We start from the raw sequence: 22,740 nt of genomic DNA, 5'->3' as shown, positions 1-22,740 counted from the left end.
CCGCGTGATTGCCCTATTTACGGCAAAGCATGTACGGTGCTGTAAATGCCTTGTATCGAATCTGTATAAGTACCGCGCCCGACCGTTTCAGGCTAGCGCGTCTTATTACAGTGCATTACATGCATCGGACGTGCCAACGCCGACCGCGTGCGCCTACGCGACGAAAACCGCGCATGCGTGCTGGCCGGCCGGGGGAGGGGCGTTGCACACCTTGTATTAAAAGGCAAACATATCAGAAAAGCACGCGCCGGCCATCCCTGCGTCGGTGGTTGATGTTTTCCACCGACACTTCACGGGGTCCGGGTGTCACTGATATGACGTCGCCGGCCTGAATCTCTCCAGGCTTGAGCACGCGCAGATAGACGCCGGTATTGCCGCTCTGCACCATATCTCGGGCCGCATGACCGTAGCCCATGGCGGCATTGAGCTTGGCGGAAGCAAGCCGTGGCGACGCGACCTCGAGCAGGACGCTGCCGATACGCAGGATATCGCCGGCCCAGAGCTCGCTTTCGTACAAACCTTGCACGGTCAGGTTTTCACCGAGCGCGCCAAAGCCGAGCGGTCGGTTGGACTCCGGCACCCTGGCCTCGCGCCGTATCGCGTTCCACCAGGCGTAGTGCTCGAACGGATAGAGATAGACCGCGCGGTCAGGCCCTCCGTGCACGGTGCGGTCGGCCTGCTCATCGCCGACCAGGCCCAGGCCATGCACCTGCACCGCGAGCGGACGCAGTTGGGTGCTAAGCGGATGCTTGCGAATCGCCGACAGGACAACGGCCTCGGTACCGCCGCCCGCCACCACCAGCGGCAAGGCGGTCCCCACGCTGATGGCGAGAACGCGGGCGGAATCGGTCATCGGGAACCCCCCGTGCGGGCGAATCGAAGATGACCCAGTGTAGCGACCGATTTGCGCGTTTGAATGTGGGGCAACCCACGCCCGCTCCGCAGGTGCGGGTTACCCCTGCCGCGCCTCAGCGCAACTGAACGCGCCTCAGCGCGACAGTGCCGGCGTCAGCGCCTTCGGGTTCGCGATGCTGTCGTGCTTGCCGGCCAGCACGTCCAGAATGTTCTGGAACGCGGTGCGGAAGTACAGCTCGTAACTGTCGCGCTCGACGTAACCGAGGTGCGGCGTGCAGATGCAGTTCTCCATGCGCAGCAGCGCATGGCCCTGCAGGATCGGCTCGGACTCGAACACATCCACCGCCGCCATGCCCGGCCGCCCGCGATTGAGCGCGGCAACCAGCGCGTTCTCCTCGATCAGCTCGGCGCGGCTGGTGTTGACGAACAACGCGGTGGGCTTCATGCGCTGCAGATCCGCCAGCCGCACGATGCCGCGCGTCTCGTCGTTGAGCCGCAGATGCAGCGTCAGCACGTCGCTGTCGGCAAACAGCTGCTCGGCGGACTCGGCCACGTTCAGGCCATCGTCGCGGGCCGACTGCTGCGAACCCTCGCGGCCCCACACCAGTACGTTCATGCCGAACGCGCGGCCGTAACCGGCCAGCAGCTTGCCGATCTTGCCGTAGCCCCAGATGCCCAACGTCTGCCCACGCAGTACCTGGCCCAGGCCGAAGTTCGGCGGCATCGTCGTGGACTTCAGGCCCGACTGCTGCCACGCACCATGCTTGAGACTCGCGACGTACTGCGGAATGCGACGCTGCGCGGCCATGATCAGCGCCCACGTCAGTTCGGCCGGCGCTACCGGCGAACCGGAGCCCTCGAGCACCACCACGCCACGGTCGGTGCAGGCCTCGAGGTCGATATGCCCGCCCTGGCCGCCTACGCGGCCGGTCTGGCTGATGATCTTGAGCTTGGGCAGCTTTTCCAGCAGCTGGCGCGTGACACGGGTCCGCTCGCGGATCAGCACGAGCGCTTCCACATCGGACAGGCGTGCGGCCAGCTGGCCCACGCCCTTGACGGTGTTGTTGAACACCTTGACATCGTGGCCTTCCAGCAGCGCGAAGCACGGCAGCTTGCGCACGGCGTCCTGGTAATCGTCGAGAACGGCAATCTTCATTGGTGACTCTTTGACTTCAGCAAGGCTTGGTGCGCGCGGCAACAGAACCGCGGCGCGCCGGACAGTATGGTTGGCATCCAGATCCACGCAGCAAGCAGGCATCGACATTACACGAATCGCCTCTGGCGATGCTGCGCAGCAAAAAACAGCGGGGTGCAGCAGTGGTATCCTTGCCCGCTCCTGACGGCAATGCCCGATGGTTGAGCCTTGCTCCCATTGCGCAATGTCGCCGGACAAAGCCACGCGGAACCCTCGGACGGGCGAAGCGCAACTGTATCGCAGCCTTACGAAGTGCCGCGATCTTTTGCTCGGAATTCGCCGCCGTGGAGTTGTAACGGGATGTGACGATTGCGATGCGATGTGCATCATGCCAAACACCCGCGCGGCTTTGACTGAATTCTTTAGTCGCTTTGGAGCACAACATAATGAACCATCCCACAATGCAAGGCACGCCGGCTCTCAATGTTCCGGCATGGGTCAAGCACCAGAAGCTCATCTCCTGGGTCGCCGAGATCGCCGCGCTGACCAAACCCGACAACATCTACTGGTGCGACGGCTCGCAGGAAGAGTACGACCGCCTGTGCGATCTGATGGTCGAGGCTGGCACGATGCAACGCCTGAACCCCGCCAAGCGCAAGAACTCGTTCCTCGCGCTGTCCGATCCGTCGGACGTCGCGCGCGTGGAAGACCGTACCTTCATCTGCACCGACAAGCAGGAAGACGCCGGCCCCACGAATAACTGGACCGCGCCCGCCGAGATGCGCCAGACGCTGAATGGCCTGTTCGACGGTTGCATGCGCGGCCGCACGCTGTACGTGGTGCCGTTCTCGATGGGCCCGCTCGGCTCGCCGATCGCCCACATCGGCGTGGAGTTGTCCGACTCCCCGTACGTGGCCGTCAACATGCGCATCATGACCCGCATGGGCCGTGCCGTGTACGACGTGCTCGGTACCGAAGGCGAGTTCGTGCCGTGCGTGCACACCGTGGGCAAGCCCCTCGCCGCTGGCGAGAAGGACGTGCCGTGGCCGTGCAACCCGACCAAGTACATCGTTCACTTCCCCACCACGCGCGAGATCTGGTCGTTCGGCTCGGGCTACGGCGGCAACGCGCTGCTGGGCAAGAAGTGCTTCGCGCTGCGGATCGCCTCGACCATGGGCCGCGACGAAGGCTGGCTGGCCGAGCACATGCTGATCCTCGGCGTGACCTCGCCCGAGGGCAAGAAGTACCACGTGGCCGCGGCATTCCCGTCGGCCTGCGGCAAGACCAACTTCGCGATGCTGATTCCGCCCAAGGGATACGAGGGCTGGAAGGTCACCACGATCGGTGACGATATTGCGTGGATCAAGCCGGGCCAGGACGGCCGTCTCTACGCGATCAACCCCGAAGCCGGTTACTTCGGCGTGGCACCGGGCACGAGCGAGAAGACCAACTACAACGCGATGGCGACCCTCAAGGAGAACGTCATCTTCACCAACGTCGCGCTGACCGACGATGGCGACGTGTGGTGGGAAGGCATGACCAAGGAAGCGCCCGCGCACCTGGTCGACTGGCAGGGCAAGGACTGGACGCCCGCCATCGCCAAGGAAACCGGCGCCAAGGCCGCGCATCCGAACGCACGCTTCACCGCACCGGCATCGCAGTGCCCGTCGATCGACGACAACTGGGACAACCCGGCCGGCGTCGCGATCGACGCGTTCATCTTCGGTGGCCGCCGTTCGACCACGGTGCCGCTGGTAACCGAAGCGCGCAACTGGACCGAAGGCGTGTACATGGCCGCGACCATGGGCTCGGAAACCACCGCGGCGGCAGCCGGCCAGCAGGGCGTGGTGCGCCGCGATCCGTTCGCGATGCTGCCGTTCTGCGGCTACAACATGGCCGACTACTTCGGTCACTGGCTCGCGCTCGGCAAGAAGCTCGAGGCATCGGGCGCCAAGCTGCCGAAGTTCTACTGCGTGAACTGGTTCCGCAAGGACGAGTCGGGCAACTTCGTGTGGCCGGGCTTTGGCGAGAACATGCGCGTGCTGTCGTGGATGATCGACCGCGTGGAAGGCAAGGGGCAGGGCGCCGAGCACGTGTTCGGCACCTCGCCGCGCTATGGCGACCTGAACTGGAACGGTCTGGACTTCAACACCACCCAGTTCGACCAAGTGACGTCGATCGACGCTGACGCATGGAAGCGTGAGCTGGCGCTGCACGAGGAACTGTTCACGCAGCTGAAGCACCATCTGCCGCAGGAACTCGTCGACACCAAGGCCGCGCTGGAAAAGCGTCTCGGTTAAGACACTGCATGATAAAAAACGGCCCCTTCGGGGGCCGTTTTTTATGGGTAGCGTCGTCTAGCGATACAACACCTCCGGCAGCCACAGCCCGATGCCCGGGAAGACATACAGCAGCACCAGCGCGACCAGCTGAATCGCCATGAATGGCAGCATGCCGACGAAGATCTGGTTCAGCGTCACGTGCGGTGGCGCCACGCCCTTCAGATAGAACGCGGCCATCGCTACCGGGGGCGAGAGAAACGCGGTCTGCAGATTCAATGCGACCAGCAACCCGAAGAACAGCGGATCGATACCGAAGTTGTCGAGCAGCGGGATGAAGATCGGCATGAAGATGATGATGATCTCCGTCCATTCGAGCGGCCACCCCAGCAGGAAGATGATCACCTGCGCGAGGATCATGAACTGCACGGGCGTCAGGTCCATCGACAGCACCCACTGCTCGACCAGCGCCTGTCCGCCCAGCAGCGCGAACGCCGCCGAGAAGATCGACGAACCGACGAACAACCAGCACACCATCGCGCTCGTCTTCACGGTGAGGAACACCGAGTCGCGCACCACGGCGTAGTTGAGTTGCCCGTACGCGGCGGCCAGCACCGCGCCACCGAGCGCGCCCACCGCGGCGGCTTCCGTCGGCGTGGCCAGACCGAACACGATCGACCCGAGCACCGCGATGATCATCACCGCGAGTGGGAAGAACGACGACAGCAGCAGCTTGAAGATCTCGAGCCGCGCGAAATTGAAATACCAGTAGAACACCACGAGCCCGAGCGCGACGACGGCCAGCATGATCCAGAACCACTGCGGCACCGGCGTGGGCGGGGCTTCGGCCGCGGGAGGCTCGACCACCGGCGTAGACGCGATCGGCGCCACGTCCTGCGGCGTCACCGGCTTCGGTGTGGCAATGGGCGGCGGCGCCAGCGCCTCGCCTTCGCTCGGCGGCGCCTGCAGCGAGTCGAACGATGACGACTCGTTGCTATCGATCATCGCGCCCATCTCCACCGCGCCGTTACCGACGGCCACGTTCTTTGGCGCCGTGGCGACCGCGTACATCAGACTCATCAGGATGGCGGCCACGATCGCCGGCGACAGCACCACGCCGAGCTGCCGCATCACATAACCCATCGGCACGTCGGCATTGCGGCGACCCTTGAGCGCGCCGAACAGGGCCGGCAACGCGCGCTGGCTGATGCGGTCGCGCAGCGTCGATGCGAACGTCGACAGCGGGATGCGACGCTCCTCCGCCGATAGCGGCGGTGCCAGCGACGGCTTGATCTTCGCGATGATGATCGCGTAGAGGATGTACAGCCCGGCCAGCATCAGCCCCGGAAAGAACGCCCCGGCATAGAGCTGCACCACCGACACCCCGGCCGTGGCGCCATAGACGATCAGCAGCACCGAGGGTGGAATCAGGATGCCGAGGCAACCGCCCGCAGTGACGGCACCGGCCGACAGCTGCGTGCTATATCCCGCGCGCAGCATCGCCGGAAACGCGAGCAGGCCCATCAGCGTCACCACCGCGCCGACGATGCCGGTGGCCGTGGCGAAGATCGCGCACGTGATCAGCGTGGCCACGGCGAGCGACCCCGGCAGCCATGCGAGCGCGAGATGCAGGCTGCGGAACAGTTTCTCGATCAGGTTCGCGCGCTCGACCAGATAGCCCATGAACACGAACAATGGAATCGAGATCAGCACGTCGTTGGTCATGACCGCGTACGCGCGCTGCACCATCAGATCGAGCGTCTGCTGCACCGCGATACCCGGATCGGCGTGCCGGTAGGCGAGCCAGGCGAACAGTACGCCCATGCCCATCAGCGTGAACGCGGTGGGGAAGCCGAGCATGATCGCCACCACGATCAGCGCGAGCATCAGCAGCCCGAGATGGCCGTTGGTCCACATCGACGGCGCCGGCATAAACCACGCGACGGCGCCAACGATCAGCACGATCAGCGTGAGGCCGAACCACAGTTCCTTTCTCATCGCGTGGTGCTCTCCAGTTTCGATGCGTCCTTGTTGCGGTCGTCACCATCGGGTTCAGCCGTGCGCGCGAGCACATCGCTCTTGCCCACCATCTGCTTGAGCTTGTCGACATCCACCTCTTCGACATCCTCTTCGCGACGTGGCCAGTGACCGTATTTGAGGCACAGCACGCAACGGATCACCTCGGCCAGCCCCTGCAGCAGCAGCAGGGCACCGGCCACGGGAATCACGGCCTTGAACGGATAGATCGGCGGACCGTCGGCGGCAATCGACGAATGCTCGTTCTGCGCGAGCGAGTCCTGAAAGAAGTCCACGCCGGCCCATGCGAGCGCGATCACGCCCGGGAAGAAGAACAACAGGTACAGGACGAGGTCGATCCCGGCCTGCCCGCGCGGCGTCAGAAAGCCATACAGGATGTCGCCGCGCACATGGCCACGCTTGGCCAGCGTGTACGCGCCGCCAAGCATGAACAACGCGCCGTACAGCATGTTGCTCGCGTCGAGAACCCATGCGTGCGGGGTGCCCAGCGCGTAGCGCGAGAACACCTCGTAGCTGATCATCAGCGTCAATCCGATGATCAGCCACGAGGCGGCCTGTCCCACCAGGGTACTGATCTTGTCGATACCCAGCAGCAGTGTTTGCACGAGGCCGCTCCCGGTGTGTCAGCCGCTCTTCTTGGTGGCGAAGTAATACGACGAGGCCATGCGGTAGTCGACGTTGGTATCGTTCTGCCAGCGCGTGCTGCGCTGCGCGAACGCCTTCATCGAGTCGTTGACCTTCTTGAACATCGGGTTCTCTTTCTCCTTGCGCGCGACAATCTCGTCCCAGATCTTCAGCTGCGCCTGCAGCACCGAGTTGGGCGTGGCGTAGAACTTCACACCTTGCTCCTGCAGCGCCTGGTAGTCCTTGGAGTACCGATCGATCGCCTTCATCGACATCTCCGCGGAACTGGCGTCGACGGCGTTGGCGATGACCGAGCGCAGCTTCGGCGACAGCGCGTCGTAGCGCTTCTTGTTGAACAGCACCTCGAACTGCTCCGAGCACTGATGGAAGCTGCGCAGCATGCAGACCTTGGACACGTCCGGGAAGCCGAGCGCGCGATCGGAGCTCGCGTTGTTGAACTCGGCCGCGTCGAGCAGGCCTCGGTCCATCGCGGGCACGATCTCGGCGCCGGGCAGCGCGTTCACGGCGGCACCAAGGCCCGTGAAGATGTCGATCGACAGCCCGACCGTGCGGAACTTGAGCCCCTTGAAATCCTCGGGCTTGGTAATCGGCTTCTTGAACCAGCCGAGCGGCTGCGTCGGCATCGGCCCATACATCAGCGACACCACGTCGAGGTTCAGACTGCGGTAGATCTCTTCCTGCAGTTCCTTGCCGCCGCCGAACTTGTGCCAGGCCAGCAGCATGTTGCCATCCATGCCCCACGCGGGTCCGGACCCCCACAGCGCGAGCGCCGAGTTCTTGCCGTACCAGTACGCGATCACGCCGTGGCCGCCGTCGAGCGTGCCCTTGCTGACCGCGTCGATCAGGTCGAATGCCTTGACCACCGCGCCGGCCGGCAGCAGTTCGATTCGGAGCTCGCCGCCGGACATGTCGTTGACCTTCTTGACGAAGTCACCGGCGAACTCGTGGAAGATGTCCTTTGTCGGCCAGGTGCTTTGCCAGCGCATGCTGATCGGCCCTTGTGCCTTCACGATCGAGGGAAAGCCGAGTGTGGCCACGCCGGTGGCCGCGGCCGCGGCGCCGCCGAGGAAGTTACGGCGCGAACCTGCCGCCGTGTGTGGCTCCACGCGCGGCTCCACGTGTGGGTCCGCGCCCTGAACGCTCTGAACGCCCGCGACCTTGCTGCCTTTGCGCCTTGCTGCCATGACTGTCTCCCCTGCTGTTGGTTTGGACCGACACGAAATGCCTGGCCGTCGTCGTGCCGCGCCAGCCATGAGCCAGCGCCGCCATCAGACGTCAACAATGGAACGGAAGGAAATCGGTGCGAGGCGCATGACGCATCGTTCTTCGACGATGCGGGGAGACATTAGAGGCAATCTCCACGGCCTTTAGTTGTATTGATCTTAGGAAGCCTGCATCACGTCAACAATGTAGGGATTACCCTTCAGGCTTGTCCGGCCTCGCCATCGGTGCCCAATTGCTGCACCGCATACTTGACGAGTCCCGCGCGGCCCTCGATGCCTAACTTGCGCTTGAGGTTCAGGCGATGGGTCTCCACCGTGCGCACGGAGACGCCAAGCTGCGCGGCGATATCCTTGTTGGCCAGGCCACGGCCGATACCGTTGAGGATGTCGCGCTCACGCGGCGTGAGCGCATCGAGCGGACTTTCCGACTGCGCGGCCATCGCGCGCGCGATACGCGCGCTGTAGAACACCCGGCCCGCAAGCACGGTCTGAATCGCGGCGAGAAGTTCGTCGGCCGGCGCGTCCTTCAGCACGTAGCCGCGCGCGCCCGCGCGCACCGCCTGCCGCACGTACTCGAGGTTGTCGTGCATCGAGACGATCAGCACGGCCAGCTCCGGATAGAGATCATGCAGCGCGCTCGCCAGCGCGATACCGCCCATGCCGCGCATGCCGATATCGGTGATCACCAGTTCGGGTCGGTGCGCCTCGTCGGCCTGCGCGAGCCACGCCAGCGCGGCCTCGCCATCATCGGCTTCGCCGACCACTTCGAGCCCCGGTTGCAGTGTCAGATGCATGCGCATGCCATCGCGCACCAGCGCATGGTCGTCGATCAGCAGGACGCGGGCCGGCGTGGCGGCTTCCGAAAACACATTCATGACGGCGAGATATCGGAGACTGCGGAAGAAGAAGCGGAAGACGACGCTAACGACGATGGCGGCGCGAGCGGCAGCGAAGCGACGAGCCGCGTGCCGGCAAGGCCCGACGCGATGTCAAACGAGCCGCCCTGCGCGGCCATGCGTTCGCGCAGGTTGCGCAGGCCGATGCCGCGATTCGGATCCAGCTGCATGCGCGCGACGTCGAAGCCCGCGCCATCGTCGCGCACGGTCAGGCGTGTGGCATCGGCGGCAAAGTCCAGCGTCACGAGCACGCGATGCGCATGCGCGTGGCGCTCGACGTTGGTCAGCGCCTCCTGCGCGATGCGGAACAACGCGGTGGCCTGCTCGTCGGACAGTTCGCGCGGCGTGCCATGCAGCGTCACATCGACCTGCAACGCGCTACCTTCCTGCATCTCGCGCGCCAGATGCTGCAGTGCCGCGAACAGGCCGAGGTCATCGAGCAGCGCGGGGCGCAGATTGCGCGCCACGCGGCGCACTTCGTTGAACACGGTATCGAGGCGGCTCAGCGCCATGCCGAGCACCGGCACCACCGACGCACTCTCGGTGGGCGCGATGCGCAGGCGGTTGGCGGCGGTCTCGAGCACCAGCTTCACCGACACCAGCAACTGGCTCACGCCGTCATGCAGCTCGCGCGACAGCCGCGCGCGTTCCTGTTCCTGCGATTGCACCACGCGCTGCGCGAGTTGCCGCAGCTTGGCATCGGCCTCGCGATGCTCGCTCACGTTGAGGGCGAGTCCGCTTGCCGCCACCAGCAGAATGCTGATGCCCGCGATCACGCCGATCCACGCCATGGTGTCGCGAATGTCGATCGCCGCGCGCGCGTCGAGGCGGCGCAGCGTCTCCTCGACGTCGTCGAGGTAGATACCGGTGCCGACCATCCAGTTCCATTCGGGGATGGCCACCACATAGCCGAGCTTTGGCGCCACCTGCTGCGACGACGGCTTGCGCCACAGGTACCGCACCGAGCCGCCGCCCTTCGACGCGGCCGCGATCAGCTTCTGGATCGTGAGCGCGCCTTCGGGGTCGCGCATCAGCCACAGGTCCTGCCCGACGAGTTCGGGCTGGCGCGGATGCATGAGGTTGCGGCCCTGCAGGTCGTACAGGAAGAAGTAACCGTCTGGACCGTAGTCGAGCCGTGCCAGCGCCTCCATCGCGGCCTCGCGCGTGGCGGCGTCTTTGCGGCCTGAATCCACCATCGGCTTGATCGTGCTCTGCGCGAGTTCCACGTAGTGCCGGAGCTCCATTTCCTTGCTCTGGAGGTAGGCGGCTTCGACCAACGCGTGCTCATGGCGCGCGAGCGCGGTGGCCTGATAACGCACGGCCAGCGCGATGCCGAGCATCGCCACGGCGAGCGGCGCGACGGCAAGCAAAAGTATCTTCTGGCGCAGTTTCATGATGAGCGGGGGTAAACACCGACACCCGCAAGGCCGCATGTCATCGTCGACCTGCGTAGTACTACGCAGGCACGTTGCGTAGTTACGCGGTTGTGTGGGCAAGGGGCGGGTATCAATACTACACGCCGTAAAAAGAGGAGACCTTTCACACATGAACCGCATCTCAGAACACCTCATGTGGCTGGCCGTCGCCGTCATCGGCGCGTTTGCCTTCGCCACGGTCGCGCTGTCGCGCGGGGAGGCCGTCAGTGCGCTGTGGATCGTGGTAGCCGCGATCTGCATCTACCTGATCGCCTACCGCTACTACAGCCGCTTTATCGCCGACAAGGTGATGCAGCTCGACCCCAAACGCATGACGCCGGCCTGGCGCCATAACGACGGCCTCGACTACGTACCGACCAACAAGGCGGTGCTGTTCGGCCACCACTTCGCCGCGATCGCCGGTGCCGGTCCGCTGGTCGGCCCCGTGCTGGCCGCGCAGATGGGCTATATGCCCGGCATGCTGTGGATTCTCGCCGGTGTGGTCTTTGCCGGCGCGGTACAGGATTTCATGATCCTGTTCATCTCCACGCGCCGCGACGGCCGCTCGCTGGGCGACCTCGTCAAATCCGAGATGGGCACCGTGCCCGGCCTGATCGCGCTGTTCGGCTGCTTCATGATCATGATCATCATCCTCGCGGTGCTGGCCCTGATCGTCGTGAAGGCGCTGGCCGGCTCGCCGTGGGGCACGTTCACCGTGGCGGTGACGATTCCCATCGCGCTGTTCATGGGCATCTACACGCGCTACCTGCGCCCGGGCCGTATCGGCGAAGTGTCGGTAATCGGCTTCGTCCTGCTGATGCTCGCCATCATCGGCGGCCAGTACGTGCACGACAGCGCCACGCTCGCGCCGCTGTTCACGTACGACGGCAAGGCCCTGACGTGGATGCTGATCATCTACGGCTTTATCGCCGCCGTGCTGCCCGTGTGGCTGCTGCTGGCACCGCGCGACTACCTGTCGACGTTCCTGAAGATCGGCACGATCATCGCGCTGGCCATCGGCATCGTGATCGTCGCGCCTGAACTCAAGATGCCCGCGTTCACGCAGTTCGCGCAGGGCAACGGTCCGGTGTGGTCGGGCAACCTGTTCCCGTTTCTCTTTATCACCATCGCGTGCGGCGCCGTTTCGGGCTTCCACGCGCTGATCTCCTCGGGCACCACGCCCAAGCTGCTGGAGAACGAATCGCACGCGCGCTTTATCGGTTACGGCGCAATGCTGGCCGAATCGTTCGTCGCGATCATGGCGCTGGTGGCCGCTTCGGTGATCGAGCCGGGCGTGTACTTCGCGATGAACAGCCCGGCGGCCGTGATCGGCACCACGCCGGAAGCGGTGGCAGCGGCCGTATCCTCCTGGGGCTTCGTGATTACGCCGGACGTGCTGGTGCAAACCGCCAAGGACGTCGGCGAGCACACCATCATCTCGCGCGCGGGCGGTGCCCCGACGCTCGCCGTCGGCATCGCGCACATCCTGCATCAGGTGGTGGGCGGCCAGGCCATGATGGCGTTCTGGTACCACTTCGCGATCCTGTTCGAGGCGCTGTTTATCCTGACCGCCGTCGACGCGGGTACGCGTGCCGGCCGCTTTATGCTGCAGGATCTGCTGGGCAGCTTCGTGCCGTCGCTCAAGCGCACCGAGTCGCTGCCGGCCAACCTGATCGCCACGGCGCTGACGGTAGCGGCCTGGGGCTACTTCCTGTACCAGGGCGTGGTCGATCCGCTCGGCGGCATCAACACGCTGTGGCCGCTGTTCGGCATCTCCAACCAGATGCTGGCCGCGGTGGCGCTGGTGCTGGGCACGTGCGTGCTGGTCAAGATGAAGCGCGGCAAGTACGCGTGGGTCACACTGGTGCCGACCGTCTGGCTGCTGATCTGCACGCTGACCGCCGGCTGGCAGAAGCTGTTCCACGCCGATCCCAAGATCAGCTTCCTGACGCACGCGGCCAAGTTCAGCGACGCGATCGCGCAGGGCAAGGTGCTCGCGCCGGCCAAGTCGATGGAACAGATGCACCGCATCGTGTTCAACGACTACCTCGACGCCGGCCTGTGCGCGCTGTTCATGTTCGTGGTGCTGTCGATCGTCGCGTACGGCTTCAAGACCGCGTTGCAGGCCCGTCAGGCCGCGCGCCCGACCGACAGCGAGACGCCGTTCGAACCGCTGCCCGCGGCGGCTTCGGCGCAATCCTGAACGGAGACCGGCCATGCTCGAGCAGATCGGTACCATGGGACGTTATCTGGGCCAGTCGCTGCGCCTGATGGTCGGCCTGCCCGACTACCAGACCTACGTCGCCCACATGGAGACGACGCATCCGGACCGCGCGCCAATGACGTACGAGGAGTTTTTCCGCGAACGGCAGGAAGCGCGCTACGGCGGCGGGCAAGGCAAGTGCTGCTGAAGGAATGGTGAGCTGCGGCTGAACCCCGACTGATCTGGTAACCTGCTCGCCCGGCATCACGGCGGCCCTCTATAGGGGCCGCCGTTGTTTTTTTGTGTGGACATCCATGCGCAAAGCGGCGCGGAAACAACGTTTCTGGGGCAGGGTTACAGGGCTTACACCCCGTTACAGCAACGAATTGGCTCGTTCTCTACACTCCGTTCCAGACAATCAATTAAGGAAAATACGATGTCTATCAAGACCGTTCGCAACCTGAGCCTGGCTCTGATTCTTTCGGCTTCCGCACTGCCGGCCCTTGCTGGCGGCGACCTGAACAATGCACTTGGCGGCGGTCTCGGCGGCGTGGCCGGCGCGGCAGTCGGCGGCGCGCTCGGTGGCAGCACCGGTGCCGTGATCGGCGGCGCGGTCGGCGGTGGTGCCGGTGGCGCCATCACGTCGAACAAGCGCGAGCGTACCGGCGCGATCCTCGGTGGCGCGCTGGGCGGCGGTGCAGGCACGGCAGCCGGCAATGCCATGGGCGGCCGTACCGGCGGCCTCGTCGGCGCGGGCCTGGGCGGCGCGGCAGGCGCGGCGCTCGGCGGCAACGTGTCGCGCAGCAACTCCTACGACGACGATCGTCGCAACTACAAGCGCAGCAAGCATCGTCGCCATCACCATCACGACTGATGTGCCGATGCGCTGACGCGCCGATACACTGATGCGCGGCGGTGAACAGATCGAGGGGGCCGTACCCATTGGGTACGGCCCTTTTTCATTGTGCTGCGGCGCGCCACCGGTATTAGGCCTTCTCCGGATATGCATAAACCGGCCGATCTACAATGATTGATTGTGATTTCAACAATAAATCACGCGGATCGTGTAAAAGTCCACGGTAGATTCGGGAGACTGTGTCATGGATCGGCTTCAATCGATGCGCGTGTTCGCCAGGGTAGTGGAACTTGGCAGCTTCGCCCGTGCGGCGCAGCAATTGGAAATGTCCAATGCCGTCGTCACGCGTTATGTGGCCGATCTCGAGAGCCATCTCGGTACCCGGCTGCTCAACCGCACCACGCGCAGCCTGTCGCTGACAGACGCCGGCGAAACATACCTGCAACGCTGCAACCAGATTCTCGAGGATGTGGAGGAGGCGGAGGCGGTGGTCACCGCGCGGAGCCAGTCACTGTCGGGCACGCTGCGCCTTGTCACGCCAGTGATGTTCGGCCTGCATCTGCTGCCGAGTATCCTTGCGCGCTTCCAGCAGCTCTATCCCGATGTGGTGTTCGACGTGCTGCTTTCCGATCGCAACGTCGATATCGTCGAGGAGGGCAGGGACGTCGCGGTGATGCTGTCCGATCTCGGCCTTGGCTCACACCTCGTGGCACGCCCGCTGATCTCCGCGGAGATCATCCTGTGCGCTTCGCCCGGCTATCTGCGCGAGCATTCGCCGCTGCGCCATGCGCACGACCTCACGCATCACCGCTGCATCGCCATGCGCCTGCCCAACGCCGAGCATGAATGGACGCTGTCGGGTCCCGAAGGCGAGGTGACCGTGCCGATCCGCCCGGGCCTGCTATGCAGCAATGCCGAGCTGGCCCATCAGGCCGCGCTGGCCGACATGGGCATCGCGATGCTGTCCTCGTACCTGGCGAGGCCCAATATCGAGGCCGGCCATCTGACCCATATCCTGCCGCAGTACCAACTGCCCCGGCGCGATGTGAGCGTGGTCTACCCGAGCCGCAAGTTTCTGCCCACAAAGGTCAGGGCGTTCATCGACTTCCTGCTCGAGGAAGGCAAGCAGCGCGCGGCGGAAGCGGAAGCCCGCAAGCGCGCGAGCGCGCTTGCGGGCGAGGGACGCTGACGCGCCTTACTTGATCGTGAGCTGGCCCGTGGCCGTGCAGTTCAGCTCGAGCCGATTGCCGAACCACTGATCGACGCCCACCGAGCTCAGCACCTGACCGGCCTGCGGGTAATCGATGCCTGGTCGCACCGTGAATCCCGTGACCGGCGACGTCGGCGTTGCACCGTTCGCGTCGAGCTGAGCCACGATGTACGTCGTCCCGACGTTGTTGCATTTGACCTTGATCGACTCGCCATAGCCGCCACTGGCGCGGTCGCTGCCCGGCGTGAAGAACGATTTGTCTTTCAGGTCCTCGTCGTCCTTGTCGAGGATGGTCAGGATATAGCCCGGCGAACGCGTGACCGGCTGTTCCTTGATCTGGTAGCTGCCATTATCGAACGGCACCACTTCGCCTTCGCTGTCGAGCTGCCGCGTAATCGCCGTGCCGTTTTCGTCGGCAACCACGACGTAGAGGTTGTAGTAACCGTCCTCATCGACTTTCAGGTTGCTGCCGTTGCAGCCGGGATCGTCGCAGATATACGCCGACTGCATGACGCCTCGCAGGATGAGTTCGGCGGCCGGATTGCTACCCGCCTGCAGCATGACCTCGGTCTCACCCTGCGCGAGCACGTAGCCATTGTTCTCCGGAATGCACGGACCAGTCTGGCCCGCGACAGGCGTCGGGCACGGACCGTTGGTCTGCACGGCGCCGATCTTGTGGGGGCCGGGAATGACCGAGAAATTGCCGGTGATCGTTGCTACCGGCTGGCTATTCACAAAGCTGATGACCGACGTGTACGTGAACGTACCGCCATGATTCATGTTCAGCGTGCCGCTGGGGCCGGGACCGGCCGCCACATTGGCGTCGGTGGGGAAGTTGATCACGCCCACACCATCGAAGTACACCGTCAACATGCCGTTGCTGGCGCCGTCGATAAACTTCGGCCTGATCGTCGTGCCACTGCTGTCCGCCGACTGTGGCGCGCGGGTGGTGGAGGTGGCGGTCTTGAGGGGGATGCTCATGGAAACGCTGCCCGCGGCGTTGGGAGCGACCGAGGTAGTACCAACGGCGTCACTACCGCCGCCACCGCACGCTGCGACGAGCATCAATGACGCAAGCGAGGCGTAACCGAGAATTTGTTTTTTCATGGCTGATTTTTTTCTGAGGCAGTTCGATGGGTGTGTGGCTTGACTCGACGAGTCAGGCGGCACCCATCTGCAATCGATGTGCCAATCAGAAAACAATCATCCATGCTTCCCCGAAAGCCGCGCCAGTCATGGCTTTGCGGGTTTCTGCTCAATGCGGCGACGGGGTGTTTTCAGGCATCGTTGCTGTTACGTGTTACGTAACGCCAGAAAGACAAATGCCGTTCAGTCGTTTGACTGAACGGCATTCTGGTACCGCAACGATCTTCGTCTCGCTTAGACGATCACGCTGTCATTGGTCGCCTCACCCGTCGCCTCATTCGTCAACCTCGGCGGTCGCCTTGGTCTTCTTCGCGACAGCCTTGGGAGGCGCCTTCTTGGCCGCTACCTTCTTGGCCGGTGCCTTCTTCGCGGCGACCTTAGTTGCGACCTTCGTTGCGGGCTTGCTCGTCTTGGTCGTGGCCTTTTCCGCCGGTGCATCGGCCTCGTCCTTCGCCGCACCCTTCGCAGCGGTCTTCGACGCCGGCTTGCCCTTCGCACCCGCCTTCGGCTCGCGCACCTCGAACTCGAAGCCGATCTTGCCGTCCGGCTGCTTGACGAGGAATGCCTTGAAGTTACGGCCCGTGCGCGACGACTTGAAGCCCGTCAGCAAGTCGGTACGACCATCGGTCAGCAGCTTGCCGATCTGCTCGCGCGAGATCTCCTGCTGCAGGATGATCTTGCCGCTCGTGAAATCGCACGACTTGGCGCTGCCCACCGCGTTCTCGCACACATACTTCATGCCGTGCTCGTAGACCGAGCCGCCGCACTTCGGACAAGTGCCGACTGGCGTCTGCTCGCTGAAGTCCACCGGCTCGCCATCGCCATCGTCGTCGTTCTGGCCGAAGTCGAACTCCATCTTCCACAGGCCCTCGTCACCCTTCACGAGCTTGAGGATCGCGGCGAACGGCCGGCCCATCTTGCTGCGGAACCCCTGCAGCGGACCGATCTCCTTCTTGAGCAGCAGCTCCTCGACTTCGGCGATCTCGAACTGACGACCACCCGGAATCTTGCTCATCGAGAATTCGCACGCGGTGCACGCAAAGCGGCGGTAGTTCTCTTTCATCTGCCCACCGCACTGCGGGCACGGGGTGTCGAGCGTCGCGTAGTCGCCCGGAATCGTGTCGCTGTCGTATTCCTTCGCGCGCTTGACGATCTGCTGCGTCATCTGCGCGATCTCGCGCATGAACTCGTCGCGCTTGAGGCGGCCGCGCTCGATCTGCGACAGCTTGTGTTCCCACTCGCCAGTCAGTTCGGCCTGCGTGAGTTCCAGCACGCCAAGGCCGCGCAGCAACGTCATCAACTGGAACGCCTTGGCCGTCGGAATCAACTCGCGGCCCTCGCGCACGAGGTACTTCTCGCCGAGCAAACCTTCGATGATGGCCGCGCGCGTCGCCGGCGTGCCCAGGCCCTTGCCTGCCATCGCTTCGCGCAACGCGTCGTCATCGACGAGCTTGCCCGCGCCTTCCATCGCCGACAGCAGCGTCGCTTCGTTGTAGCGGGCGGGCGGCCGTGTGGCCAATGCCACGGACTCGACCTTGTCGGTGCGAACCTTCTCGTCCTTGCCCACGGCTACCAGCGTGGCATCCTTGCTGTCCTTGCCTTCCTTGCCGTCTTCCTTGGCGCCCTGCACCTCGCGACCGTAGATCTCGAGCCAGCCCGCATTCACGAGCACCTTGCCCTCGGTCTTGAAATGATGGCCAGCCACTTCGGTGATCCGCGTGGTCACCTGGAACTCGGCCGCCGGGAAGAACACCGCGAGAAAGCGACGTACCACCAGGTCATACAGCTTCTGCTCGGGCTCCGAGAGGCTCTTCGGTGCCTGCAGCGTCGGGATGATGGCGAAGTGATCGCTGATCTTGCTGTTGTCGAAGATCTTCTTGTTCGGCTTGACCCAGCCGTTCTTCATGATCTTCTTCGCGTGCGTCAGGTAGTTCGGCGAACTCTCGGCCAGCATGTCCATGGTCTGCTTGACCGTGTCGATGTAGTCCTCGGGCAGCGCGCGCGCGTCGGTACGCGGGTACGTCAGCACCTTGTGCTTCTCGTACAGCGCCTGTGCCAGGCCGAGCGTGTTCTTGGCCGAGAAGCCGAAGCGTCCGTTGGCCTCGCGCTGCAGCGTGGTCAGGTCGAACAGCGCGGGCGACTGCTGCGTGGACGGGCGCGACTCCTCGGTCACGGTGCCCGGCTTGTCGCGACATGCCGCCACGATGCTCTTGGCCTCGGCCTCGCTCCACAGCCGCACCTCGCGCGCTTCCGGATCGAACTCGTTCTTCTTGAACTTCGGGTCGAACCAGCGGCCTTCGTAGAGGCCCGCGGCAGCGATGAACTCGGCGTGCACTTCCCAGTAATCGCGCGAGACGAAGTGCTTGATCTTCTCTTCGCGCTCCACCACGATCGACAGCGTCGGCGTCTGCACGCGGCCGACCGTGGTCAGGAAGAAGCCACCGCCCTTGCTGTTGAACGCGGTCATCGCGCGCGTGCCGTTGATGCCCACCAGCCAGTCGGCTTCGGAACGGCAGCGGGCCGCATCGGCCAGCGGCATCATGTCCTCGTCCTCGCGCAGGGCCACAAAGCCGTCGCGAATCGACTGCGGCGTCATCGACTGCAGCCACAGCCGGCGCACCGGCTGCTTGGCCTTGGCCTGCTGCGCGATCAGGCGGAAGATCAGTTCACCCTCGCGCCCCGCATCGCAGGCGTTGATCAGGCCAGTCACGTCCTTGCGCTTGATCAGGCGATTGAGCACCTTCAGGCGCGACTCGGTCTTGGCGATCGGGCGCAGGTCGAAATGGGGCGGAATCACCGGCAGATTGGTGAAGCTCCACTTGCCGCGCTTGACTTCATACTCGTCGGGAGCCGCGATCTCGACCAGGTGACCCACGGCCGAAGACAGCACGTAGTCGTCGCTCTCGAAGTACTCGTCGTGCTTGGTAAAGCCACCGAGGGCGCGCGCGATATCGGCGGCGACCGACGGCTTTTCCGCGATGATGAGAGCTTTTGACATTGAGCGGTCCTTGCGGGCATGGCTTCATGAATGAGAAGCCAGCGCCTCTTGAAAATGCACTACAAACGATGTAAACGGCGGGCCTGGGCTTTGAGGCGCCAATAATAAGCGCGACTCAGACGGCCGTGCAAGCCAGCCCTGACCGACCTCGAACGCGCGTCGGGCTTTGATTCCTACCGAACGGCACCTTTTCCAAGCAGCCATTCGAGCACTTCCGGCACGTCGGCGGTGGGCGTCGGCATCGTACCCCCGCGCACCAACATGCGCTCCAGAACTTCGATATGCGGTAGCAACGTGCCGTAGAAGTCGGGCGCGCCTCCGGCTACCGGCTGCACCAGCAGCGTCGGAAAATTCTCAACATCGACGTCTTCACCCAAATAATCCGCATGGGTTTCGATGTCGATCCACACGAAACAATCGGCCGGGTGGCGCGCGGCCAATGCCGCAAACCCGGCCTCGTACTCTTTGCACGTGCCGCACCATTCCGCGCACAGGCAGACGACGAGTCGTCCGTCCGGACGGTCCTGAAGTGCCTGGCGGATGGCGGAAGCATCCCTCTCGGGAAAGTAAACGGTCATGACGATGTAAACATGAGCCTGTTGGCGCACACAATGCGACACATTGTATCGGTGCTTTCGAAACGGGCCCCTGGAACTCCAACGTCATCATCGCCCCAGCCGTCGGTACAGGTTTCCCGGTAGACGCTCGACGACCCCCGCCAGTTCCAGTTCCAGCAGTGCGGACGTCACGACATCCGGGCGCTTGCCACTGCGCGCGCAGATCTCGTCGAGCGTCACAGGATCATAGGCCAGCGCCGCACCGAGCGTATCGGCCGGCTGGGTACGCCCGGCGGCACCTGCGCTCCGCGCGTTCCCTGCCTGTGGGGCGAGGTCCGGAAACTCCTCGAACACGTCCTGCGGCACCTCCACCAGCTTGGCGCCCTCACGGATCAGGCGGTGGGCGCCATGTGAAAGCTGCGAGTGGATGGATCCCGGAATCGCGAACACGTCGCGCCCGAGTTCCGCCGCCAAACGTGCGGTGATCAGCGATCCGGAGCGCTCGGCCGCCTCGATCACGAGCACGCCACGCGCGAGCGCGGCAATGATGCGGTTGCGCCGTGGGAAGTGATGGCCCACTGCACGCGTACCGAGTGGGAATTCGCTGACGATCGCGCCATGGGCAGCCACCGCATGCGCAAGGTCCCGATGGCGGGCCGGATAGACGATGTCCACGCCGGTGCCGATGACCGCGATGGTGCCACCCGCCTCGCGCAGCCCGCCCGCATGCGCGGCGGCGTCCACGCCGAGCGCCAGTCCCGACACCACGGCGTGCCCCGCGCGTGAGAATGCCGCCGCGAACGACTCGGCATCGTGCCGCCCCTGCGCGGTGGCCTTGCGCGCGCCAACCACGGCCAACGCGGGCCGTGCCAGTGCCGTCAGCTGCCCGGTGACGTACAGCACCGGCGGCGGATCGTGCAGATCGAACAGCCGCGCCGGGTACGCCGCATCGGCCAGTGTCAGCAGATGGTGGCCGGGCGCCGTGCGCCATGCCAGCGTGCGCTCGATCAGCGCGGCCAGCCGGTCGTCGGGCGGCGCCAGCAGCGCGCGTACGACGTCGGGCGACACGTAACGGCCCAGATTCGCGGCCTCCTGCGCGAGCACGCACTCGGGCAGCCCGAAGGCGGACAGCAGCTGCCGCACGCCGACGGGGCCGAGCCCCGACGTGGCGACCAGTCGCAGCCACGCCGCGACCTCCGCATCGGACATGGTGTCGAGGCGGGAGGCGGAGACGAACGGCGCAGGGCATGTCGCCGGGATGGGGAGCACGGGCGAGCCCGCGCGATGGTCACGCAATGAGAGATGCCGGAATGGCGGTGCCGCAAGCCGGCGCGGCCGCCAGGGCGGCCGTCCGGACAAGCGGTCGGGAGGTCAGGATGCCGTCAGCGCGGCAGTCAGTCAGGCAATCAGTGAGGGGTTTGGGCCCGATCGCCGACCATGATGGTGTTCGACGCATCGGTCACGAGCGCGTAAGACAGGCCCGGGAACACGCGGAACACGAAGGCCAGACCATAACGGTCGTCCGGCAGCGTGATCGTGCGATTGTTCTCGGTACGGTCCGGCACCCGGCCACCGTCGCGCGATAACGCCACCACGTGGCCGGGCTCGAGTCCCGCGTTGCCGCCGACGTTCAGCACCACCACCTGCTTGGCGCCACCGTATTGCACACCGCCGTAGACCTTGGCGACGCGCGCGTCGATCTCGGCCTCGGGCGCGCGTGGGACATAACGCACGAGTTCGCGCGGCGGCTGCGGCAGCATCAGCGTGCCGATGCCCATTTCCTGCTGCGCCTGCGTCGCCTCGACCGTGGTCACGGCGTCAGGACCTTCGGGACCATGCGTCACGCGCAGGTTGCCCTGGTATTCGGCCTCGTAGCCAAGTACCTTCTGCGTAATCGGGTCGCGCACGGGCGTCACCGGCCGGAAGGCCTGCCAGTCGCTACCCAGGCGCGCGTCCTCGGGGCTGATGCCACGCGCATAGGCAGACTCGCCGCGGCCCATGTAGACCCGCGACTCTGGCAGGGCCACCACACGCGCCGAAGTGGCGAGCGTGCCCTCGTCCACCACCAGCGGACGAATCAGGAACGGCTCGATATCCTTGGCGTTAAAACTGAGGATGGCACCGCCATCGCCTTCATCGCCACGCACGCGCGGGGACAGGCGAACGGTGTCGCTGCCCGCGCCGCCCGGTGCCGTGGTCGACAGGAACGCGCGGCCGTCGCGCTGCACCAGATACAGCACCTGGCCCGGATAGATCAGGTGCGGATTGCGGACCTGCTGCTTGTTCATGCCCCACAGGTCGGGCCAGCGCCAGGGCTGCCGCAGAAAGCGGCCCGAAATGCCCCAGAGCGTGTCGCCGCGGCTGACCGTGTACTGCGACGGCGCGTCCTTGGCGAGGTCCGCCACCGGGATGCCCTGCTGGGCAACGCGGTCGGCTTCGGCCTGTTGGGTGGGGGTGACCGTGCGTTCTGCGGCCTGGACGGCCGTGCTGAGGCCGGCTGTGACGCCGGCGACACTCAGCATGGCGAAGGTGAACGCGTGCAGCTTGCGGCCGAACGCCGCCTGTTCTTTGGTAAGATCGCGCATTTTCCTGACCGGTCGGCGTGACGACCGGATTGACCCTGGATAGAGCGTGCCTGCTGCGGCGCGCCTTGAATTTTTGTACTAGCGCCCCGATTCTGCATGTAAACATCCGTCGCCGCAACGCGGCGTCTACGTTGCACGCAGCCGGCGTTGCGCCCGAGCATCATGGCAAAACTGGACATCCTGACCTACCCCGATCCTCGTCTACACATCGTTGCAAAGCCTGTCGCGGTGGTGGACGACCGCATCCGCCAACTGGTGAAGGACATGGCCGAAACCATGTACGAAGCGCCGGGCATTGGCCTGGCCGCGACCCAGGTGGACGTGCACGAACAGGTCATCGTGATCGATCTGTCCGAGACCCGCGACGCGCTCCAGGTGTTCATCAACCCGGAAATCGTCTGGGCCAGCGACAACCGCAAGGTGTGGGAAGAGGGCTGCCTGTCGGTGCCCGAGATCTACGACCGCGTGGAGCGGCCGGACCGTGTGCGCGTGCGCGCGCTCAACGAAAAGGGTGAATCGTTCGAGCTCGACGCCGACGAACTGCTGGCAGTATGTATACAGCACGAGATGGATCACCTGAAGGGCAAGGTGTTCGTCGAATACCTGTCTCCCCTCAAGATCACTCGCATCAAGTCCAAGCTGCAGAAGCGCGGACGCACGCGGATGTAACAAGTCCGCCCTGGCGGCCCGGCCCCCGCGC

18 protein-coding genes are annotated in these 22,740 nt (G+C 64.7%); 6 read left to right on the top strand and 12 right to left on the bottom strand.

Translation table 11 applies throughout. The features are described 5' to 3' along the window. Positions 1-232 precede the first annotated feature (232 nt). Both LDO41_RS16455 and LDO41_RS16450 read right to left on the bottom strand, forming a co-directional pair. On the bottom strand, positions 233-853 hold the full coding sequence (locus LDO41_RS16455) for an MOSC domain-containing protein (protein WP_223990044.1): 621 nt from the start codon (positions 851-853) through the stop codon (positions 233-235). A gap of 135 nt (positions 854-988) precedes the next feature. Beyond that, positions 989-2,011 (bottom strand): D-2-hydroxyacid dehydrogenase family protein, encoded by a 1,023-nt coding sequence (locus LDO41_RS16450; RefSeq protein ID WP_223990042.1) that lies wholly within the window; start codon positions 2,009-2,011, stop codon positions 989-991. Between the two features lie 425 nt (positions 2,012-2,436). On the opposite strand from LDO41_RS16450, the gene LDO41_RS16445 reads away from it, so the two are divergent. Then, complete coding sequence (locus LDO41_RS16445) at positions 2,437-4,290, top strand: phosphoenolpyruvate carboxykinase (GTP) (protein ID WP_223990040.1); 1,854 nt, start codon at positions 2,437-2,439, stop codon at positions 4,288-4,290. 57 nt (positions 4,291-4,347) lie between these two features. On the opposite strand, the gene LDO41_RS16440 is transcribed toward LDO41_RS16445, so the two are convergent. The 5 genes from LDO41_RS16440 to LDO41_RS16420 form a co-directional block, all read right to left on the bottom strand. Then, entirely contained in the window at positions 4,348-6,267 is a 1,920-nt protein-coding gene (locus tag LDO41_RS16440; RefSeq protein ID WP_223990038.1) for a TRAP transporter large permease, read from the bottom strand. Further along, positions 6,264-6,911 carry a TRAP transporter small permease subunit gene (locus LDO41_RS16435; RefSeq protein WP_223990036.1) on the bottom strand — a complete coding sequence of 216 codons (648 nt, stop codon included), beginning with the start codon at positions 6,909-6,911 and terminating at the stop codon, positions 6,264-6,266. The genes LDO41_RS16440 and LDO41_RS16435 overlap by 4 nt, the downstream gene beginning before the upstream one ends. An 18-nt stretch (positions 6,912-6,929) precedes the next feature. Continuing rightward, positions 6,930-8,057 (bottom strand): TRAP transporter substrate-binding protein, encoded by a 1,128-nt coding sequence (locus tag LDO41_RS16430; RefSeq protein WP_377741619.1) that lies wholly within the window; start codon positions 8,055-8,057, stop codon positions 6,930-6,932. Between the two features lie 317 nt (positions 8,058-8,374). Beyond that, positions 8,375-9,049, bottom strand: a complete 675-nt coding sequence (locus tag LDO41_RS16425; RefSeq protein ID WP_223990032.1) for a response regulator — start codon at positions 9,047-9,049, stop codon at positions 8,375-8,377. After that, positions 9,046-10,464, bottom strand: coding sequence for a cache domain-containing protein (locus tag LDO41_RS16420; RefSeq protein ID WP_223990030.1), 1,419 nt, complete (start codon positions 10,462-10,464; stop codon positions 9,046-9,048). Before LDO41_RS16420 ends, LDO41_RS16425 begins: the two co-directional genes overlap by 4 nt. 151 nt (positions 10,465-10,615) lie before the next feature. Between LDO41_RS16420 and LDO41_RS16415 the strand changes: the two genes are divergently transcribed. The 4 genes from LDO41_RS16415 (at position 10,616) to LDO41_RS16400 (ending at position 14,733) form a co-directional block, all read left to right on the top strand. Next, on the top strand, positions 10,616-12,688 hold the full coding sequence (locus LDO41_RS16415) for a carbon starvation CstA family protein (protein WP_223990028.1): 2,073 nt from the start codon (positions 10,616-10,618) through the stop codon (positions 12,686-12,688). Positions 12,689-12,701: 13 nt separating this feature from the next. Beyond that, complete coding sequence (locus tag LDO41_RS16410; RefSeq protein WP_223990026.1) at positions 12,702-12,896, top strand: YbdD/YjiX family protein; 195 nt, start codon at positions 12,702-12,704, stop codon at positions 12,894-12,896. A 228-nt stretch (positions 12,897-13,124) separates the two neighbouring features. Next, positions 13,125-13,562 (top strand): hypothetical protein, encoded by a 438-nt coding sequence (locus LDO41_RS16405; protein WP_223990024.1) that lies wholly within the window; start codon positions 13,125-13,127, stop codon positions 13,560-13,562. A gap of 226 nt (positions 13,563-13,788) precedes the next feature. Continuing rightward, positions 13,789-14,733, top strand: coding sequence for a LysR family transcriptional regulator (locus LDO41_RS16400; RefSeq protein ID WP_223990022.1), 945 nt, complete (start codon positions 13,789-13,791; stop codon positions 14,731-14,733). A gap of 6 nt (positions 14,734-14,739) precedes the next feature. Here the strand turns inward: LDO41_RS16400 and LDO41_RS16395 are convergent, their stop codons facing one another. The 5 genes from LDO41_RS16395 to LDO41_RS16375 form a co-directional block, all read right to left on the bottom strand. Continuing rightward, the gene (locus LDO41_RS16395) at positions 14,740-15,735 is read right to left on the bottom strand and encodes a hypothetical protein (protein ID WP_223990020.1); all 996 of its coding nucleotides are present in this window, start codon (positions 15,733-15,735) and stop codon (positions 14,740-14,742) included. Between the two features lie 439 nt (positions 15,736-16,174). Next, a complete protein-coding gene (locus LDO41_RS16390) occupies positions 16,175-18,898 on the bottom strand; it encodes a DNA topoisomerase III (protein ID WP_223990018.1) in 2,724 nt (907 codons plus the stop codon). A 173-nt stretch (positions 18,899-19,071) separates the two neighbouring features. Beyond that, positions 19,072-19,476, bottom strand: a complete 405-nt coding sequence (locus tag LDO41_RS16385) for a thioredoxin family protein (RefSeq protein ID WP_223990016.1) — start codon at positions 19,474-19,476, stop codon at positions 19,072-19,074. Positions 19,477-19,563: 87 nt separating this feature from the next. Beyond that, a complete protein-coding gene (gene dprA / locus LDO41_RS16380; protein ID WP_223990014.1) occupies positions 19,564-20,664 on the bottom strand; it encodes a DNA-processing protein DprA in 1,101 nt (366 codons plus the stop codon). A 197-nt stretch (positions 20,665-20,861) separates the two neighbouring features. Beyond that, positions 20,862-22,040 carry a LysM peptidoglycan-binding domain-containing protein gene (locus LDO41_RS16375; RefSeq protein WP_223990012.1) on the bottom strand — a complete coding sequence of 393 codons (1,179 nt, stop codon included), beginning with the start codon at positions 22,038-22,040 and terminating at the stop codon, positions 20,862-20,864. A 162-nt stretch (positions 22,041-22,202) separates the two neighbouring features. Between LDO41_RS16375 and def the strand changes: the two genes are divergently transcribed. After that, positions 22,203-22,709 (top strand): peptide deformylase, encoded by a 507-nt coding sequence (gene def, locus LDO41_RS16370; protein WP_223990010.1) that lies wholly within the window; start codon positions 22,203-22,205, stop codon positions 22,707-22,709. Positions 22,710-22,740 lie beyond the last annotated feature (31 nt).

Source organism: Cupriavidus pampae (genome assembly GCF_914271485.1).
GTDB classification, from domain to species: domain Bacteria; phylum Pseudomonadota; class Gammaproteobacteria; order Burkholderiales; family Burkholderiaceae; genus Cupriavidus; species Cupriavidus pampae.
The sequence above is the reverse complement of the archived record's forward strand: the minus strand, read 5'-3'. Positions and strand labels throughout refer to the sequence as shown.